Origin of the sequence: Bacillus cereus group sp. Sample62, assembly GCF_036851315.1 — a bacterium.
Lineage (GTDB): Bacteria > Bacillota > Bacilli > Bacillales > Bacillaceae_G > Bacillus_A > Bacillus_A wiedmannii.
Genome location: NZ_JAFLPK010000001.1, coordinates 4,041,919 through 4,058,494, shown reverse-complemented (window position 1 = coordinate 4,058,494; position 16,576 = coordinate 4,041,919). Strand labels below are relative to the sequence as shown.

The window sequence follows — 16,576 nt, the reverse complement described above, 5'->3', positions numbered from 1 at the left end:
TTATTTTCTTTATGAAATTTTTCAATTTGTAAAATTAGACAGAAGAAAAACAGCCTTTTGAAAGGCTGTTAAAAATTTGATTTTTTATATAGGAATTTATATAAAACAAAGAATAAGATAGCGATTAAGGCGTTTTGCCAAAATGTTAAATGATAAATGAGATAAGGTTGCTTTTTAAAATAAACATGTAAAAATACAGATGCGCAAAATGGAGTAGCGAACGTAAATCCAAATAGAATTCTTCTTTTCCAAGTCGTTTTTTGATCAAAGGAGTAACGCTTTAAAAAATACAAAATAAGCAGTATTCCTAGAATAATGAGTGAAACAGACAAAATAGTTCCAGGGACACTAAAAGCTGGGGTGAGGTGTTCCGTATTCTTTCCAAAAGTTAAAATGAAAAATGAAACAATTGCATCGATTCCAAACTGTATAGCAAGAAGTAAACTAATAGCAAAACCGATTAGAGAAGTTTTTTCTAACTTTGTTTGGGTTGGTAAAGCCGATATAAGTTCATCGCAATAAGACTGTAAATCATCTCCAAAGATGTCATAAGCATTTTTATTTTCAGCTTGTGCTTCGATGAGATGATCTAATATTTCTAGTAACAGTTCCTCCATTTGTTGCTCGGGTACGTTTGATATTCGAAGATATACTAACATATCACCATAAGCAGCTTCGTTTTCAGGTGTTAAGAGTTCTCGTTTTTTGTTGTTTAATTCAACCATGTCTTTCGCCTTCATCCCTATCACTCCCCTTGTAATAAGTTGTTTACGGTTGTTGAAACCATTCCCCAGCTTTGTTTAAATTCTTCAAGTTGTTCTAATCCTTTATCGGTTACGTGATAATATTTACGTTTTGGACCGAGTGAGGAGGCTTTTAAGGTTCCTTCAATCAATTTTTCTTTTTGCATACGTAACAATAATGGATATATGCTTCCTTCGCTTACAAATGTAAATCCGTGTTTATTTAATTTTGTACTCAGTTCATATCCGTACACTTCTTCTTGTGAAATGATGTATAAGATGCAACCTTCGAGCACACCTTTTAACATTTGGCTGTGCATGATTTCACCACCTTTTACTCAGGTAACTTGCGTTGCAAGGTAGCTGTTATCCAAATTATAATATTCAGTAACTTGCAACGCAAGTTACTGAAGTGGAAAACTTTAATGAGTGTTAATTTTTCATCGTTTCCCATACTAACGAGAGGAGGGGAGCATATGAAACCATTTATGCCAAAACTCGTTTACTTTGAACCGAAGGCACTCGAATATCCGCTTGGAAAAGAGCTGTATGAGAAGTTTACGAAGATGGGATTAGAAATTCGTGAAACGACATCCCATAATCAAATTAGAAATTTGCCAGGTGAAAATGATTTACAAAAGTATCGTAATGCAAAGGCAACACTTGTCGTTGGGGTGAGGAAAACGCTAAAGTTTGATACGTCAAAACCGTCAGCTGAATATGCAATCCCGCTCGCAACGGGGTGTATGGGACATTGTCATTATTGCTATTTGCAAACAACACTTGGGAGTAAGCCTTACGTTCGCGTGTATGTCAATCTCGATGAAATATTTGAGAAGGCAAAGCAGTATATGAATGAAAGAGCACCAGAAATAACAAGGTTTGAAGCGGCTTGTACATCAGATATTGTTGGAATTGATCATTTAACACATGCATTAAAGCGGGCGATTGAATTCATTGGAGAAAGTGAGTATGGCCGTTTACGTTTCGTTACGAAATATTCGCACGTTGATCATTTATTAGATGCAAAACATAATGGGAAAACTCGTTTTCGATTTAGTATTAATTCACGGTATGTGATTAAAAATTTTGAGCCGGGGACGTCACCGTTTGAAGAACGAATTGAAGCGGCTCGTAAAGTAGCGGGCGCGGGTTATCCACTTGGCTTTATAGTTGCGCCACTTTATATGCATGAAGGATGGGAGGAAGGATACCGTGAACTATTTGAGCGACTGTACAATGCACTAAAAGATTTGTCGATACCGAATTTAACATTTGAATTAATTCAACATCGCTTTACAAAACCGGCAAAAAAGGTCATTCAAGAGCGTTATCCGAGTACGAAGCTTGAAATGGATGAGGAGAAGCGCAAATATAAATGGGGACGATATGGCATCGGGAAATACGTATATAAAAAAGATGATGCAGAAGTATTGGAAGAAACGATTAGAGGATATATTCATCACTTTTTTCCTAACGCAGAAATTCAATACTTTACATGAAAAGAACTTGTATTGGAATACAAGTTCTTTTTTCTTTTAAATATTTAGGCTTGTTTTCAACTTGTCACGTTATTCTTTCTGGTGTATCATTTTATTGATTGCTTCGTACGGAATGAGCAAAATGAAATTGGATGGAGGAAACCGATGCCTACCCCTAGTATGGAAGATTATATTGAACAAATTTATTTGTTGATTGATGAAAAGGGTTATGCCCGCGTATCTGATATTGCTGAAGCGCTGAGTGTACATCCATCCTCTGTAACAAAAATGGTGCAAAAATTAGACAAAGATGAATATCTAATTTATGAAAAATATAGAGGGCTTATATTAACATCAAAAGGTAAAAAAATCGGAGAACGTCTCGTATACCGCCATGACTTGCTAGAGCAATTTATGCGTATTATCGGTTTGGATGAAAGTAAAATTTACAATGATGTAGAAGGAATTGAACATCATTTAAGTTGGGAAGCAATTGACCGCATTGGTGATCTAGTGCAATATTTTGAACAAGATGAGGTTCGAGTGGAAACACTCCGTGGCGTTCAAAAAGCAAATGAAGAGAAAAGTAATTAAGGGGGAACGTATGTCGTTTCCTTTTTTATTTCAACCGAAAAGGATGGGGAAATTATGAAAGCAATTATTTTTGATTTTGATGGATTAATTGTGGACACAGAAACAATATGGTTTCACTCTTTCAGAGACGCTGTTCGTGAGTACGGTGGGGAGTTACCTTTAGCGGAATTTGCGAAATGTATTGGAACGACAGACGATGTACTTTACGCATATTTAAATGAGCAATTAAAAGAGAAGTTTAACAAGGATGCATTAAAAGAAAAAGTGAAAACTTTACATAAAGAGAAAATGAAAATACCAGAAGCTCGTGACGGGGTAAAAGAATATTTAGAGGAAGCGAAAGAAATGGGATTGAAAATCGCATTAGCTTCCAGTTCATCTAGAGAATGGGTTACTTCTTTTTTGGAAGAGCTACAAATTCGAGATTATTTTGAAGTCATTAAAACAAGGGAAGATGTTGAGAAGGTAAAACCGGATCCAGCACTTTATCGAATTGCGATAGAAGATTTAGGGATTGATCCGTCTGAAGCTGTTGTATTTGAAGACTCGTTAAACGGATTAAAAGCAGCGATTGCGGCAGGATTAAAGTGCGTTGTTGTACCTAATGATGTGACAAGGAATTTACCATTTGAAGATCATCACCTTCGAATTGAAAGTATGAAAGATAAAAGTCTGAAAGAAGTACTGCAAAATATAAAAAAAGACCGTATTTCCTAAAAGGAAGCACGGTCTTTCTTTTTGTTTTTTTTGCCTTCAATGACAGTTAAATGAGATTGTTTTCTTTTTCGCTTCAAAGTGGAAGGAGCGCCTTTCTTACCTTTGTCATTAGAAGCGTTTGATTTCAAGAAAGAATTGCTTAGGGGTGCTACATTTTGTTTCCCATGTTTGCGGTTCGATTGTTTCGCTGCACGCTTATAAGAGCTTTGCGAATTTGCAGAACCACTAGAATTTGTAAACATCTTGTATAGCAAATAAAAGATACCGACAACAAGTAACATGTACCCGATATTTCTTAATACACCCATTGGATTTGTAATGACAGATGAAACAAGGCCGAATATTGCTAATCCGATAATAAGCATAACTATAGCGAATGTAAACGAACGACCGTTCATAAGGGACACCTCCTAAAAACATATATTAAAATTAGTATATTAACGATGAGGAAAGGAGTTGAACACCAATTTTAAATAATTATTGTTTGTTTTCTAAACGTAATAATTCTTCAAACGATGCAATGGCTACTTCCACTTGATCATCTGTTGGTTCTTTCGTTGTTAATAGTTGCAGCCATAATCCGGGATATCCAAGTATGCGTAATACTGGAATATCGCGTAATCGATTTGTAAATTGTAACACTTCAAAAGAAATGCCGAGAACGACTGGAATTAATAAAATTCGGTTTACGACTCTGGCCCAAAGTGGATCTGTAGGGACAAGGAAATAAACAAACATTCCAATAATGACTGTAAATATAATAAAGCTACTGCCACAGCGATAATGAAGGCGAGTTTGTTTTTGAACATTTTCTACAGTCATTGGAAGATTATTCTCATAGGCATTAATTACTTTATGCTCCGCACCATGGTACTGAAATACCCGCTTAATAAGTGGGGTTAAAGAAATAAAGTATATATAGCTCAATAATAGCATGAGCTTAATGACACTTTCGACAATGATTTGCCCTGTATGAGAAGGGAAAATCGGTCTCGTTAATTCAGCTAGTAGTGCAGGAACTGCTGTGAAAATGACTTTACCGAATATGAAAGATAAAACGCCAACTGCTGCAACTCCTAATACCATCGTTAATTTCGATTGTTCTTCTTTGTTATTTGCAATTTGTTCGTCTTCTTCTGGGTGGACATCAAATCGTTCTGAAGCAAAGTTTAAATGTTTTGCTCCATTCGCACTTGCATCCACAATAGCGGCAATCCCTCGTAAAAATGGAATTTTTTTCAGGATAGATAATGCTTTATTACGAACGCGTGGTAATCGATAAAATTCAATCGATTTATCTTTACGACGAACCGCTGTAACAGTATATTCTCTACCGCCAAACATAACTCCTTCTATGACTGCTTGCCCGCCATATATTTGTTTTGACTCTTCTGCCATGTTAACACCAACCTGTATTTGTTTCTCTCTTATGTAGAAAAAGAGGCAATTGTCATACTGGGTTCTGTCATTTTGAAATAAGACAATCACCGAGTTTCCTTTATTTTATCGACAAATACAAGTATATGACAAGGAAAAATGTTACGAGAGTCGGACATTTCTTATTCTTTTTATAGACAAATTTCGCAGTATTTAAACATGGTTCAAAATAGTTTCGGGCATACTATTGAGCGGAGGTGTTGATGTGAGTCAAGAACAATTAGGAACAAGGAATTTTGTACAAATTGGTTTATTTGGTGGAATCTTTTGGGGCGGGATATGGTATTTCCTTCATATATTTTCATTTACGGAAGCGGGACCGAACTATTTACTATTACCATTTGCCTTTGGAAGCTGGAAAGAAGGGGTATGGGGAAATGTGTCAGGAATTGTTTGTATGGGACTACTTTCGATTTTAATTGCCTTTTTGTATAAAGCGTTTTTGGCAAAGTTTGAAGGGATTATTCCAGGGATGATTTATGGGCTATTTTGGTGGGCGTTACTGTTTTTCGGAATGGGATTAATAGCGCCTGCTATTAAAAGTGCACTCCATTTACCGAAAGAAACAATTGTGACGACGATATGCATTTTTATATTGTATGGTGTGTTTATAGCATACTCTGTTTCCTACGCAGTCAATACGAATAAAGCTGAGAGAGAAGGGGAAGAGAAGACGAACTATTCAAATAAGTAACTCCTATGTTAAAATGTTGTATAGATATTTAATATTAAGGAGTTTTAAGCATATGAAAAAGGTACTCCTCGTAAACGGTCCTAACCTAAATCGCCTCGGTGTCAGGGAGGTAAATGTATATGGAAAGGGCACGCTAGCGACACTTGAAGCAGATATGAAGCAAGAAGCAGAAACAATGGGAGTGGAGTTAGAATGTTTCCAATCGAATCATGAAGGTGCGATTATCGATCGTATTCATGAGGCGGAAGATATATATGAAGGGATCATTTTAAATCCTGGAGCATTTACGCATTATAGCTATGCGATTCGAGATGCAATTGCGAGCATTTCGATTCCTGTTATTGAAGTACATATTTCTAACATTCACCAGCGTGAGTCGTTCCGTCACGAATCTGTGACGGCAGCTGTTTGTACGGGACAAATTGTTGGATTTGGTTTTTATGGCTATAAGTTAGCGTTATTTGCATTAATGGAGAAATTGAGGGAGGCATAAAGTAATGGAGAAAATCGAAAGAGTAAGAAGCGCATTTGATCAGGCTGGTATTGACGGTATTTTGTTAACAAATGAACATAGTCGTAGATATATGGCGAACTTCACAGGAACAGCTGGTGTTGTACTGATTTCGAAAAATCGTGCTCAATTTATTACAGATTTCCGCTATGTAGAGCAGGCTAGTAAACAAGCGGTTGGATACGAGATTGTACAGCATGCAGGATTAATCATTGATGAAGTTGCAAAGCAAGTGAAGCAACTGGGAATTCAAAAGCTTGGCTTTGAGCAAGATACTCTTACATATAGTTCTTATTCAGCACATAAAGAAGCGATCGATGCTGAATTTATCCCAACTTCTGGGCTTGTAGAAAAGTTACGCTTGATAAAGACTGATTCAGAGATTAAGATATTAAAGGAAGCTGCACAGATTGCAGATGCTGCCTTTGAACATATTCTATCATTCATTCGCCCGGGAGTATCTGAAATTGAAGTGTCAAATGAACTTGAATTTTTCATGAGAAAACAAGGAGCAACATCTTCTTCGTTTGATATTATCGTTGCTTCAGGTCTTCGTTCGGCATTACCGCACGGCGTGGCATCTGAAAAAGTGATAGAAACAGGAGATTTCGTTACATTAGACTTCGGCGCTTATTACAAAGGATATTGTTCTGATATTACTCGTACGATTGCAGTTGGTGAACCATCTGATAAATTGAAAGAAATTTATAATATCGTTTTAGAAGCACAATTACGTGGTGTGAACGGTATTAAAGCTGGTTTAACAGGCCGTGAAGCGGATGCGTTAACGCGCGATTACATAACGGAAAAAGGATATGGTGAATACTTCGGACACTCTACTGGTCATGGAATCGGTCTTGAAATCCATGAAGCACCAGGTTTAGCGTTCCGTTCTGATACAGTACTTGAACCAGGAATGGCTGTAACAGTAGAACCAGGTATTTATATTCCAGGTATTGGCGGCGTACGTATTGAAGATGATATCATTGTAACAAGTGAAGGTAATGAAGTAATTACGAAATCACCAAAAGAACTTATTATTTTGTAATATACAGGAGGATTTTTTTACATGATTTCAGTAAACGATTTTCGTACAGGTTTAACAATTTCAGTGGACAATGCCCTTTGGCAAGTAATGGATTTCCAACACGTAAAGCCAGGTAAAGGTGCTGCATTCGTTCGCTCTAAACTACGTAACCTTCGCACAGGATCTGTTCAAGAGAAAACATTCCGTGCAGGTGAAAAAGTAGAAAAAGCACACATCGAAAACCGTCGTATGCAATACTTATACGCGAGCGGTGAGTCTCACGTATTTATGGATAACGGAACTTACGAGCAAATCGAACTTGGTGAAAACCAAATCGAGCGCGAACTTAAATTCCTAAAAGAAAACATGGAAGTATCTATTATGACATACCAAGATGAAGTACTTGGTGTTGAACTTCCGAACACGGTTGAATTAAAAGTTTCAGAAACAGAGCCTGGTATTAAAGGCGATACAGCTTCTAACGTAACAAAACCAGCTACATTAGAAACTGGTCTTGTTGTACAAGTACCAATCTTCATTAACGAAGGCGAAATGCTTATCATCAACACTGGTGAAGGTAAATACGTTTCTCGTGCATAGTAGAAAAGCACTCGTGATTATCACGAGTGCTTTTTTTATAGGAAATAGGGTAGATAGTAAATAGCAGTGATAATAAAACTAACTAAAACAAGTGAAAGAGTACCCGCCATATATGGAGTGAAAATAATTTGAAATGGTTTTATTTCGCCAGTCTCAACGCCAGTCAGTGTTTTACTGATTGCGTGATCTGTAATGTTGTTTCTATGAGTATTCATAATAATTAACCACATAATTGCAAATATCGCTAAACTTCCAAGGAAAAAGGTCTCCATAAATGACCAACCGACCAATTTTGAAAAAAGATAAATAAGAGCTAATTCTACTACAATTGTTAAACTAATTTTTAATACCTTCATATTTTCCCCCCTCATTTTGCACATATAGTCAATTTTTTAAAAATGGGCGATACGATATGTAGTACACGAGATGACGTTAGTTCTATCTCTCATGCTGCATCGTTTATACTCCCTATCACCATTAAATATACCATAATACCCCATTGGATAATGCGAATATTCGGACTACGGATAGACGATAGAGAAATATTATGTTTTTACTTCTGAAATAGACAACCCCTGCATATGGTTGTACAAATATATTCTTTTTTGGAATGTAGCAATAGTAACCGTTATGGGAGAAGGTGGGAGAATGAAACAGTGGCTAGCGGCAATGGAAACATCCGTGCTTGTAATGGGGTTACTTCGGTTGTTTTCAGGTAGCGCGGAAATATTCGCCGCTTTGCTTATGCTTTATGTGAATGATGCGAAGAAAGCATTGTTTATAAATGGTATGTTGGCGTTTGTTGGACCGACCGTATTAATTTTAACAATGACAATAGGCATAGCGAGTGTGGCAAGTGAGATTTCTTTCTTGAAACTCTTTTTTCTAGCGCTTGGAATTGGCTGCATTTTTATCGCGTTGTTGAAATAGTAAGTCGAGTATAGTGGGGAGAAGCTGATGAAAGAAGTATTAGAAGTTTTACCGAAAACGATGAAGCAGCTAGTGGAAAGTTGTAAGCAATATGATGCTCTAGAGGAAATTCGTGTTCGAATTGGAAGACCGCTAGAGTGTATTGCTCATGGTGAAGTGTTTTTTTATGACTATATCGTTACAGCAGAGGATGCTATTTACTTATTGAATAAGTTAAGTCAATTCTCAATTTATACGATGGAAGAGGAATTAAAACGTGGGTATGTGACACTTCGAGGAGGACATAGAATCGGTTTAGCGGGAAAAGTTATTACAGAAAAAAGCGCAGTGAAAATGATTCGAGATGTCTCTTCGTTTAATATTCGTATTGCACGTCAAAAAATAGGAATTGCTGAACCACTTTTACCGTATTTGTATGAGTCAAGATGGTTAAACACGATGGTAATTGGCCCGCCGCAAACGGGGAAAACAACACTTTTAAGAGATGTAGCACGTTGTATGAGTCAAGGTGTAAGTGCTTCGAAAATACCTTCTTGTAAAGTCGGGATTGTAGATGAACGGTCAGAAATTGCAGGTTGTGTGAAGGGCATCCCGCAATATGACTTTGGCACACGAGTAGATGTGTTAGACGCATGTCCAAAAGCTGAAGGAATGATGATGATGATTCGTTCTATGAGTCCAGATATTTTGATTGTAGATGAAATTGGGCGTAAAGAAGATAGTGAAGCAATTATGGAGGCGGTGCATGCAGGGGTTCAGCTGTTTATAAGCGCACATGGATTTTCTTATGATGATGTTGTGAAACGCCCATCGCTAAAGGCGGTGCTGGAGCTCGGCATATTTGATAGGTTTGTGGAGCTATCAAAAGCAAGAGGGCCAGGAACAGTTATGCAAGTGAAAGATAAATATGGAAAATCGGTATTACCTCATAGAAAGGCGCAAAGCGTATGGTAAAAATATTTGGTGCAGTGTTAATCGTTGCGGTCAGCACCTTTTTCGGATTTTCATACGCTAAAAAATACAGTGAGAGACCAAGGCAACTTAGATTATTAAAAGCGGCACTTCAATCATTAGAGGCAGAAATTATGTATGGGCATACACCTTTATCTGAGGCTGCCGAGCGATTAGTGAAACAAATGCCGAAGCCGTTAAATTGGATATTTCAAAGTTTCGCTAGAAGGCTAGAAAGCGGAGAACAAACAGTAAGAGAAGCTTGGATAGATAGTTTGAAAGAAAATTGGAAGCTAACAGCATTTCAACAAACTGAGTACGAGATTTTGCAGCAATTTGGTGAAACACTTGGACAACATGATCGTGAATCACAACAAAAACATATTCGCTTATGCATTACACATTTAGAGAGAGAAGAAGAAGAAGCGAAAGCATTACAACTGCAATACGAAAAAATGATCAAGAGCTTAGGGGTACTAGCGGGGCTACTTATCGTAATTTTACTGCTATAGGAGGGAGAAAGGCGATGTCCATTGATGTTGGATTAATATTTCAAATCGCCGGAATCGGCATTGTTTTAGCTTTCATTCATACCGTACTAAAAGAATTAAAGCGAGAGGATATTGCAAATTGGGTTATCCTTGTCGGTTTTGTCGTTATTTTATTTCATGTGGCATTTTTAATTAATACGCTATTCGACAAGATTAAGAGTGTCTTTCTCTTCCAGTAAAGGAGGCGGTTCGAATCGAAATTATACAAATTGTCGGATTAGGCCTCGTTGCTACGTTTTTAGCAGCTGTATTGAATCAGCATAAATCTAGCATTACGTCGTTATTTATTGTGTTCGTAGGTAGCGTGATGTTTCTTATTTTAATTGATCAAATTCACTCTATTTTACAAATGATTGAGAGAGTAGCGAGTGAAGCGAAAGTTAGCAACGTATATGTAGAAACGTTGCTAAAAATTATTGGGATTGCTTATATTGCTGAGTTTGGAGCACAAATTACAAAAGATGCAGGGCAGGGTGCAATCGCTTCAAAAATTGAATTAGCTGGAAAAATCTTAATTTTAGTAATGGCGATTCCCATTTTGACGGTTGTCATTGAAACTATTCTCGGATTTTTACCGACGGGATAAGGGGGAGTGAATGTTGAGGGGGTTTGGAGCTAAGCTGCTATTTGCTTGCTTCCTTTTCTTTTCTTTACCGGTTGTTGTACAAGCTTCTCCTGTAGAAACAAACGTCGTTGATCAACAATTGGATAAGCTCGGAATTGAAGATGTGAAGCAATTTTGGGACGGGCTTGTTACAAAATATGGAGGTTATTTACCAGAGAGTCAAAAAGGTAGCTTTATGGAGTTTGTAAAGGGAGAAAAAGAAATTTCTATAAAAGAGTGGATGCTAGGTTTATTAAAGTATTTATTTCACGAGCTTGTTGCAAATGGGAAGCTGCTAGGAACGCTCATTATGCTTACAATTTTTAGTGCATTGTTGCAATCACTGCAATCTGCATTTTCAAAGAGTAGTGTAAGTAAAATTGCGGATGCAGTTGTATATATGGTACTTATTATTTTCGCTTTAAATAGTTTTTATGTCGTTATGACATATGCAAGAGAAACGATACAAACAATGGTAGATTTCATATTAGCGCTATTGCCAATCTTGCTTGCACTCATAGCAACTGGAGGTGGTGTTGTATCTGTATCATTTTTTCATCCGATTATCATCTTTTTAATGAACACGAGCGGGCTTTTGATGAATTATATCGTTCTACCACTTTTATTACTTGCAACGATATTAAGTATTGTAAGTACGATGAGTGATCAATATAAAGTTACGAAATTGTCCAAGCTTTTGCAAAACGTTAGCGTTGGGATTATCGGTATTTTTTTAACGATTTTTTTAGGAGTATTATCTGTACAAGGAACAGCGACAGCTGTTGCTGATGGAATCGCTGTGAAAACTGCTAAATTTGTAACAGGGAACTTTATTCCCGTAGTAGGAAGAATGTTTACAGAGGCGGCGGATACTGTTATTAGTGCATCGGGATTATTAAAAAACACAGTCGGAATTATAGGGCTCGTCATTCTATGCTTAATTGTTGCTTTTCCAGCGATTCAAATTTTTTGTATCGCGTTTATTTATAAATTCGCAGCAGCAGTATTACAGCCAGTTGGCAGCGGAGCAATTATTCAATGTTTAGATATTATTGGGCGAAGCATCATTTATGTATTTGCTTGCTTAGCTATCGTATCATTTATGTTCTTTTTAAGTATCACAATTATTATCGCTGCGGGGAACATTACACTTATGATGCGGTAGGAGGTGAAGGGTATGCAATTTGTTACAGAGTGGATTAGAAATATTATCGTTTTTTTACTCTTAGCGACAATGCTTCATCTTATTCTTCCAAATTCAAATTTGCAAAAGTACGTTAAATTCGTTGTAAGTCTATTATTAGTTGTTTTAATCTTAACGCCCCTTTTTAAACTACTGCAAACAGATGTGAATGAAGTAATCGCAAATTTTAATGAAGAGAAGTACGTAGCAGAAGGATCTGTAAAAAATTCAATAGATTCGAAGAAAAAAGAAATACAAGCTCTAACACGTGCATATAGTTTAGAAGAGATGGCTACCAAAATGAAAAAAGAAGTAGGAAAAGAATTCGAGAAAAAGTATGGTATGACAGTCTCTGAAATACAAATAGTCGCAGCGGAAAGTACAGCGGAAGTAAAGTCAGCAAAAGATATTCAAACTGTTGTTGTGACGTTGAAAGAAAAAGAACGTAGTAAAAATGATGCAATCGAAACAGTAAAACCAGTTGAAATTAACACGAAGGAACCTCCGAAAAAAGTAGAAGAAACGAATGTAGAAATGAAAGATTTCTTTTCAAGCAGGTGGCAACTAGAGAATAAACAAATCCAAGTTCAAATGGAAGGGAGGACAGGTAGAGTAAATGGACAATAAAGATAAAAATTCGAAGTTCTCATTTTTTCGAAACTTATTGAATGGGGATGAAAAAGAAAGCAATGAGAAGGGAAAAAAGATAACACCTAAGTTTTTACTTGTCCTACTCATACTTGGGATTTTGCTTATGTTTTCTAGTAGTCTTTTTTCAAGTAAAAAGGAAGAAGTACCTGTATTTAAAGAACAAAAAACGCAAAACCAAGAAAAAGACGTACCAACTTTTGGACAAAAAAATAACGATAGTATGTCAAATGTAGAAAAGTATGAAAAAGCGTATGAACAAGAATTAAAAGCAGCCTTAGAAGAAATAGCGGGAGTAAAAAATGTAACGATTAAAGTAAATTTAGATTCATCTGAAGAAAAAATATTAGAAAAAAATACAGTGAAACGTTCACAAACAACAGGTGAAACAGATAAGACAGGTGGTAAGAGGGAAGTAGAAGATGAGTCCCTTGATGAAAAGACAGTCATTATACGTGAAGGTGATAAAGAAACTCCCGTTGTTTTACGAACAGAGAAACCGAAAGTACGAGGTGTTCTTGTCGTAGCAAAGGGAGTGGATAATATACAAGTTAAAGCGATGGTAAAAGAAGCTGTAATACGACTGCTAGATGTACCAGCCCATCGTGTTTCAGTTTCGCCGAAAAATTGATAGGGAGGAAATAAAGTGTTAAAAAAACAAACGGTTTGGCTATTAACGATGTTAAGTTTAGTTGTTGTACTATCTGTTTATTACGTAACAACTCCTGACAAGATGAATACAGCATCGCCGGCAACAGGTGAAAAGATTGGACAAGAAAAACAAGGTACTGATAAAGCAGTAACAAATGAAGCACCGAAAGAAACGCCAAAAAAAGAAAATACAAGCAAGGAAACATCAAATAAAGAAACAGACAAAAAAGAGAGTGCTAACAAAGAAACAAGTAAAAAAGATGCTAACGTAACAGTTCAATCAAGTGATGAAAATTTCACAGCGTTACGTATGCAAATGGAAGATCAGCTAAGTGAACAAAAATCAAGATTACAAGAAGTGATGAATTCAGCAAAATCTTCAGCAACAGAAAAGAGTAAAGCGAAAGATAATTTTGATGCAATTACTACAATGGAAACGAAGCAAGAATTACTTGAGACAGTGATTAAGTCTCAAGGAGGATATAAAGATGCCCTTGTAAGAGCTGATGGAACAGACATTAGAGTAACTGTGAAAGCAGCAAAGCATTCACAAAAAGAAGCGAATAAAATTATACAGCTTGTAAGAAGTGAAGGCGGATCAAAAGATGTAGGTGTGAAATTTGATCCACCAACAAAATAAAAACTAATAATCCGTGGGGAAATCCTTCGCGGATTATTAGTTTTTACGAATCGGATTGTTTGAAAATAATTATAGAAAAAAAGCTATCATTTTCGATAGCTTTTTTCTGTTTCGTCTTTGTAGTTGTTTTTACTATGTTCAACTCGGAAGGGAGAAATACGTTGTGAGTAAAAGATTAGCGGTTCATGGTAACGATGATTGCTTTTTCCGGATTTGACGTGGATGAAGAGAACGAATGCCCAGACCATTACGGCAGGTAAGAAGAGAATGAGCCATATCATGTGTCCACACCTCGATACGATATATTTTCTACACTTTGAACATACTATTCTTATATGAAGGAATGATGAACGGTGTGTAAACAAAAAAATAATATTTGGTAAAAATATGTTGTTGACTATAGATGAGGTGAAGAGTGGAGCGGTAATGATCTGTTTATTGTGTAGCATTTTGAAAAAGTAAGGAATGTTTTTTAGGAAGTGGTCTTGCCAATTTTGTGTGAAACTTGGTATTATTACTAGGTAATAAATTTTTTATTGAAATAATATTTTTACAGGAGTTTCGATTTATTATAAAGAAATATAAATTGGAATGTTTAAAAAATTTATCGTAAGATGGAAATAGCAATTATTTCTATTAGTAAATGAAATGCATTTTCTAATAGAGTACATCGTATTTTTACAGTCAATCTAGTTTTAGTGACGATAATCTGTAAAAACGGGACAAACAAGAGTATGGGAGTGGATTTTACATGTTTAAAATTCAAGAAGTTCGTGAATTAATTAAATTAATTGATAGCTCTAATATTGATGAATTTGAATACAAAAAAGATGGTACGACAATCAAAATGAAAAAGCGTGGCAATGAAGTTGTTGCGGTGCAAGCACCTGTAGCAAAACAAGTCATGCAACCAGTAGCACCTGTTGAAGTTGAAACAACGGTAGCGGCAGCACAAGTGGAAGTACCAAAACAAGAAGAGCAAAAAGTGGCTCAAAATGAAAACCTACATAAAATTACATCACCGATGGTAGGTACATTCTATTCTTCATCTTCGCCTGATACACCTGCATATGTAAGTGTAGGAGACAGAGTATCGAAAGATTCTATCGTATGCATTGTCGAGGCTATGAAGTTATTTAACGAAATCGATGCAGATGTAGATGGTGAAATTGTTGAGATTCTTGTTAATAATGGACAGCTTGTTGAGTATGGACAACCGCTATTTCTTGTAAAAGCGTAATAAGGGAGTCTTTGTGATGATAAAAAAAGTATTAATAGCCAATCGTGGGGAAATTGCTGTACGAATTATTCGTGCTTGTAAAGAAATGGATATTGAAACGGTCGCAATTTATTCAGAAGCAGATAAAGAGTCACTTCACGTACAAATTGCCGATGAGGCGTATTGTGTAGGGCCAACGATTTCGAAAGAAAGCTATTTAAATTTGACGAACATTATTAGTGTTGCGAAGTTAACAGGCTGTGATGCTATTCATCCGGGATACGGATTTTTAGCAGAGAATGCAGATTTTGCAGAGCTATGCCGTGAATGTAACTTGATTTTTATCGGTCCAAGTCCAGAAGCTATTTCAAAGATGGGCACAAAAGACGTTGCTCGTGATACAATGAAAGAAGCAGGGGTTCCGATTGTACCAGGTTCACAAGGGATTATTAAAAATACCGAAGAAGCGATCGAGCTTGCTAATCAAATTGGATATCCAGTTATTATTAAAGCGACTGCAGGTGGCGGCGGAAAAGGTATTCGTGTTGCACGCCATGAAGAAGAGCTTGTAAAAGGAATTCAAATTACACAGCAAGAAGCTAGTACCGCTTTTGGGAACCCTGGTGTATACTTAGAAAAGTACGTTGAAGATTTCCGCCATGTTGAGATTCAAATAATGGCAGATACACATGGAAATGCCATTCATTTAGGAGAGCGTGATTGTACAATTCAGCGCCGCTTGCAAAAATTACTAGAAGAAAGTCCGTCACCTGCACTTGATGAAAATGTTCGCAAGCAGATGGGTGATGCGGCAGTTAAAGCGGCGGTAGCGGTTGATTATACAGGTGCTGGTACGGTTGAGTTTATTTATGAATATAGAACGAAAAGCTTTTATTTCATGGAGATGAATACGAGAATTCAAGTTGAACATCCAGTTACCGAAATGGTAACAGGGATGGATTTAATTAAAGAACAAATTCGTGTTGCTTCTGGAGAAAAGTTATCGTTACAGCAAGAAGAAGTACAATTTAATGGTTGGGCAATTGAATGCCGAATTAATGCGGAAAACCCTGCCAAAAAATTTATGCCATCTCCAGGTAAAGTAGAAATGTACTTGCCACCAGGCGGATTTGGTATTCGCGTCGATTCAGCTGTATATCCGGGATATTCAATCCCACCTTTCTATGATTCGATGGTTGCTAAATTAATTGTTCACGGAAAAACACGTGAAGAGGCAATTGCAAAAATGAAGCGTGCACTCAGTGAGTTTGTCATTGAAGGCGTACATACAACAATTCCGTTCCATTTGCAATTGCTAGATCATCCTGATTTTGTAAAAGGTGAGTTTAATACGAAATTTTTGGAAGAGCATGAACTTGTGACGCAGTGATACAT

The 16,576-nt window shown here is 36.6% G+C and carries 24 protein-coding genes; 18 read left to right on the top strand and 6 right to left on the bottom strand.

From position 1 onward, the window contains the following. Positions 1–68: 68 nt before the first annotated feature. Positions 69–740 carry a DUF1129 family protein gene (locus J0835_RS20625; RefSeq protein ID WP_140386887.1) on the bottom strand — a complete coding sequence of 224 codons (672 nt, stop codon included), beginning with the start codon at positions 738–740 and terminating at the stop codon, positions 69–71. A 5-nt stretch (positions 741–745) separates the two neighbouring features. After that, positions 746–1,063 carry a PadR family transcriptional regulator gene (locus tag J0835_RS20620; protein WP_000556083.1) on the bottom strand — a complete coding sequence of 106 codons (318 nt, stop codon included), beginning with the start codon at positions 1,061–1,063 and terminating at the stop codon, positions 746–748. A 156-nt stretch (positions 1,064–1,219) separates the two neighbouring features. On the opposite strand from J0835_RS20620, the gene splB reads away from it, so the two are divergent. The 3 genes from splB (at position 1,220) to J0835_RS20605 (ending at position 3,535) form a co-directional block, all read left to right on the top strand. Continuing rightward, a complete protein-coding gene (gene splB, locus J0835_RS20615; RefSeq protein WP_087981877.1) occupies positions 1,220–2,245 on the top strand; it encodes a spore photoproduct lyase in 1,026 nt (341 codons plus the stop codon). Positions 2,246–2,389: 144 nt separating this feature from the next. Beyond that, positions 2,390–2,818, top strand: coding sequence for a transcriptional regulator MntR (gene mntR / locus J0835_RS20610; protein ID WP_087981875.1), 429 nt, complete (start codon positions 2,390–2,392; stop codon positions 2,816–2,818). A gap of 54 nt (positions 2,819–2,872) precedes the next feature. Further along, complete coding sequence (locus J0835_RS20605) at positions 2,873–3,535, top strand: HAD family hydrolase (protein WP_140386886.1); 663 nt, start codon at positions 2,873–2,875, stop codon at positions 3,533–3,535. Here J0835_RS20605 and J0835_RS20600 read toward each other — a convergent pair. Together J0835_RS20600 and J0835_RS20595 are read right to left on the bottom strand one after the other, a co-directional pair. Further along, positions 3,532–3,933, bottom strand: coding sequence for an SA1362 family protein (locus J0835_RS20600; RefSeq protein ID WP_001014467.1), 402 nt, complete (start codon positions 3,931–3,933; stop codon positions 3,532–3,534). The genes J0835_RS20605 and J0835_RS20600 overlap by 4 nt on opposite strands. Before the next feature lie 79 nt (positions 3,934–4,012). Next, positions 4,013–4,933 carry a DUF1385 domain-containing protein gene (locus tag J0835_RS20595; RefSeq protein WP_000807116.1) on the bottom strand — a complete coding sequence of 307 codons (921 nt, stop codon included), beginning with the start codon at positions 4,931–4,933 and terminating at the stop codon, positions 4,013–4,015. Between the two features lie 244 nt (positions 4,934–5,177). Here J0835_RS20595 and J0835_RS20590 point away from each other — a divergent pair, with 244 nt between their 5' ends. Genes J0835_RS20590 through efp form a run of 4 tightly spaced genes read left to right on the top strand, consistent with a single transcriptional unit; the run spans position 5,178 to position 7,804 of the window. Then, on the top strand, positions 5,178–5,666 hold the full coding sequence (locus tag J0835_RS20590; RefSeq protein WP_000076890.1) for a YqhR family membrane protein: 489 nt from the start codon (positions 5,178–5,180) through the stop codon (positions 5,664–5,666). Between the two features lie 52 nt (positions 5,667–5,718). Beyond that, complete coding sequence (gene aroQ, locus J0835_RS20585) at positions 5,719–6,159, top strand: type II 3-dehydroquinate dehydratase (RefSeq protein ID WP_087981872.1); 441 nt, start codon at positions 5,719–5,721, stop codon at positions 6,157–6,159. Positions 6,160–6,163: 4 nt separating this feature from the next. Continuing rightward, a complete protein-coding gene (gene pepQ / locus J0835_RS20580; protein WP_087981870.1) occupies positions 6,164–7,225 on the top strand; it encodes a Xaa-Pro dipeptidase in 1,062 nt (353 codons plus the stop codon). Positions 7,226–7,246: 21 nt separating this feature from the next. Continuing rightward, the gene (gene efp, locus J0835_RS20575; RefSeq protein ID WP_000626521.1) at positions 7,247–7,804 is read left to right on the top strand and encodes an elongation factor P; all 558 of its coding nucleotides are present in this window, start codon (positions 7,247–7,249) and stop codon (positions 7,802–7,804) included. Positions 7,805–7,839: 35 nt separating this feature from the next. On the opposite strand, the gene J0835_RS20570 is transcribed toward efp, so the two are convergent. Beyond that, the gene (locus J0835_RS20570) at positions 7,840–8,160 is read right to left on the bottom strand and encodes a hypothetical protein (protein WP_087981868.1); all 321 of its coding nucleotides are present in this window, start codon (positions 8,158–8,160) and stop codon (positions 7,840–7,842) included. A gap of 292 nt (positions 8,161–8,452) precedes the next feature. Between J0835_RS20570 and J0835_RS20565 the strand changes: the two genes are divergently transcribed. From J0835_RS20565 to J0835_RS20525, 9 genes are read left to right on the top strand one after another with little or no spacing between them, the layout of a single operon-like run. Next, positions 8,453–8,734 carry a YqhV family protein gene (locus J0835_RS20565; protein ID WP_000816054.1) on the top strand — a complete coding sequence of 94 codons (282 nt, stop codon included), beginning with the start codon at positions 8,453–8,455 and terminating at the stop codon, positions 8,732–8,734. Positions 8,735–8,761: 27 nt separating this feature from the next. Further along, the gene (gene spoIIIAA / locus J0835_RS20560; RefSeq protein ID WP_000665891.1) at positions 8,762–9,688 is read left to right on the top strand and encodes a stage III sporulation protein AA; all 927 of its coding nucleotides are present in this window, start codon (positions 8,762–8,764) and stop codon (positions 9,686–9,688) included. Next, the gene (gene spoIIIAB, locus J0835_RS20555; protein ID WP_000238690.1) at positions 9,682–10,197 is read left to right on the top strand and encodes a stage III sporulation protein SpoIIIAB; all 516 of its coding nucleotides are present in this window, start codon (positions 9,682–9,684) and stop codon (positions 10,195–10,197) included. The genes spoIIIAA and spoIIIAB overlap by 7 nt, the downstream gene beginning before the upstream one ends. 14 nt (positions 10,198–10,211) lie before the next feature. Beyond that, entirely contained in the window at positions 10,212–10,415 is a 204-nt protein-coding gene (gene spoIIIAC / locus J0835_RS20550) for a stage III sporulation protein AC (protein WP_000020914.1), read from the top strand. A gap of 23 nt (positions 10,416–10,438) precedes the next feature. Beyond that, on the top strand, positions 10,439–10,822 hold the full coding sequence (spoIIIAD, locus tag J0835_RS20545; RefSeq protein ID WP_077393170.1) for a stage III sporulation protein AD: 384 nt from the start codon (positions 10,439–10,441) through the stop codon (positions 10,820–10,822). Between the two features lie 10 nt (positions 10,823–10,832). After that, positions 10,833–12,005: a stage III sporulation protein AE gene (gene spoIIIAE, locus J0835_RS20540; RefSeq protein ID WP_000943696.1), complete on the top strand. Its 1,173-nt coding sequence runs from the start codon at positions 10,833–10,835 to the stop codon at positions 12,003–12,005. Positions 12,006–12,017: 12 nt separating this feature from the next. After that, on the top strand, positions 12,018–12,650 hold the full coding sequence (gene spoIIIAF, locus J0835_RS20535; RefSeq protein ID WP_001161039.1) for a stage III sporulation protein AF: 633 nt from the start codon (positions 12,018–12,020) through the stop codon (positions 12,648–12,650). Next, complete coding sequence (spoIIIAG, locus tag J0835_RS20530; RefSeq protein ID WP_000368870.1) at positions 12,640–13,302, top strand: stage III sporulation protein AG; 663 nt, start codon at positions 12,640–12,642, stop codon at positions 13,300–13,302. Before spoIIIAF ends, spoIIIAG begins: the two co-directional genes overlap by 11 nt. Positions 13,303–13,317: 15 nt before the next feature. Then, positions 13,318–13,962, top strand: coding sequence for a SpoIIIAH-like family protein (locus tag J0835_RS20525; RefSeq protein WP_000914706.1), 645 nt, complete (start codon positions 13,318–13,320; stop codon positions 13,960–13,962). 86 nt (positions 13,963–14,048) lie between these two features. Here the strand turns inward: J0835_RS20525 and J0835_RS20520 are convergent, their stop codons facing one another. Beyond that, positions 14,049–14,243: a hypothetical protein gene (locus J0835_RS20520; RefSeq protein ID WP_033678013.1), complete on the bottom strand. Its 195-nt coding sequence runs from the start codon at positions 14,241–14,243 to the stop codon at positions 14,049–14,051. Positions 14,244–14,713: 470 nt separating this feature from the next. On the opposite strand from J0835_RS20520, the gene accB reads away from it, so the two are divergent. Together accB and accC are read left to right on the top strand one after the other, a co-directional pair. After that, positions 14,714–15,202: an acetyl-CoA carboxylase biotin carboxyl carrier protein gene (gene accB / locus J0835_RS20515; protein WP_087981866.1), complete on the top strand. Its 489-nt coding sequence runs from the start codon at positions 14,714–14,716 to the stop codon at positions 15,200–15,202. Positions 15,203–15,218: 16 nt separating this feature from the next. Next, positions 15,219–16,571, top strand: coding sequence for an acetyl-CoA carboxylase biotin carboxylase subunit (gene accC / locus J0835_RS20510; RefSeq protein WP_000592872.1), 1,353 nt, complete (start codon positions 15,219–15,221; stop codon positions 16,569–16,571). Positions 16,572–16,576 lie beyond the last annotated feature (5 nt).

Excerpts from the sequence above, each read along its gene's own strand:
- J0835_RS20625 (WP_140386887.1), bottom strand. The coding sequence starts at position 740 with ATGAAGGCGAAAGACATGGTTGAATTAAACAACAAAAAACGAGAACTC.
- J0835_RS20620 (WP_000556083.1), bottom strand. The coding sequence starts at position 1,063 with ATGCACAGCCAAATGTTAAAAGGTGTGCTCGAAGGTTGCATCTTATAC.
- splB (WP_087981877.1), top strand. The coding sequence starts at position 1,220 with ATGAAACCATTTATGCCAAAACTCGTTTACTTTGAACCGAAGGCACTC.
- mntR (WP_087981875.1), top strand. The coding sequence starts at position 2,390 with ATGCCTACCCCTAGTATGGAAGATTATATTGAACAAATTTATTTGTTG.
- J0835_RS20605 (WP_140386886.1), top strand. The coding sequence starts at position 2,873 with ATGAAAGCAATTATTTTTGATTTTGATGGATTAATTGTGGACACAGAA.
- J0835_RS20600 (WP_001014467.1), bottom strand. The coding sequence starts at position 3,933 with ATGAACGGTCGTTCGTTTACATTCGCTATAGTTATGCTTATTATCGGA.
- J0835_RS20595 (WP_000807116.1), bottom strand. The coding sequence starts at position 4,933 with ATGGCAGAAGAGTCAAAACAAATATATGGCGGGCAAGCAGTCATAGAA.
- aroQ (WP_087981872.1), top strand. The coding sequence starts at position 5,719 with ATGAAAAAGGTACTCCTCGTAAACGGTCCTAACCTAAATCGCCTCGGT.
- pepQ (WP_087981870.1), top strand. The coding sequence starts at position 6,164 with ATGGAGAAAATCGAAAGAGTAAGAAGCGCATTTGATCAGGCTGGTATT.
- efp (WP_000626521.1), top strand. The coding sequence starts at position 7,247 with ATGATTTCAGTAAACGATTTTCGTACAGGTTTAACAATTTCAGTGGAC.
- J0835_RS20570 (WP_087981868.1), bottom strand. The coding sequence starts at position 8,160 with ATGAAGGTATTAAAAATTAGTTTAACAATTGTAGTAGAATTAGCTCTT.
- J0835_RS20565 (WP_000816054.1), top strand. The coding sequence starts at position 8,453 with ATGAAACAGTGGCTAGCGGCAATGGAAACATCCGTGCTTGTAATGGGG.
- spoIIIAA (WP_000665891.1), top strand. The coding sequence starts at position 8,762 with ATGAAAGAAGTATTAGAAGTTTTACCGAAAACGATGAAGCAGCTAGTG.
- spoIIIAB (WP_000238690.1), top strand. The coding sequence starts at position 9,682 with ATGGTAAAAATATTTGGTGCAGTGTTAATCGTTGCGGTCAGCACCTTT.
- spoIIIAC (WP_000020914.1), top strand. The coding sequence starts at position 10,212 with ATGTCCATTGATGTTGGATTAATATTTCAAATCGCCGGAATCGGCATT.
- spoIIIAE (WP_000943696.1), top strand. The coding sequence starts at position 10,833 with ATGTTGAGGGGGTTTGGAGCTAAGCTGCTATTTGCTTGCTTCCTTTTC.
- spoIIIAF (WP_001161039.1), top strand. The coding sequence starts at position 12,018 with ATGCAATTTGTTACAGAGTGGATTAGAAATATTATCGTTTTTTTACTC.
- spoIIIAG (WP_000368870.1), top strand. The coding sequence starts at position 12,640 with ATGGACAATAAAGATAAAAATTCGAAGTTCTCATTTTTTCGAAACTTA.
- J0835_RS20520 (WP_033678013.1), bottom strand. The coding sequence starts at position 14,243 with ATGATATGGCTCATTCTCTTCTTACCTGCCGTAATGGTCTGGGCATTC.
- accB (WP_087981866.1), top strand. The coding sequence starts at position 14,714 with ATGTTTAAAATTCAAGAAGTTCGTGAATTAATTAAATTAATTGATAGC.
- accC (WP_000592872.1), top strand. The coding sequence starts at position 15,219 with ATGATAAAAAAAGTATTAATAGCCAATCGTGGGGAAATTGCTGTACGA.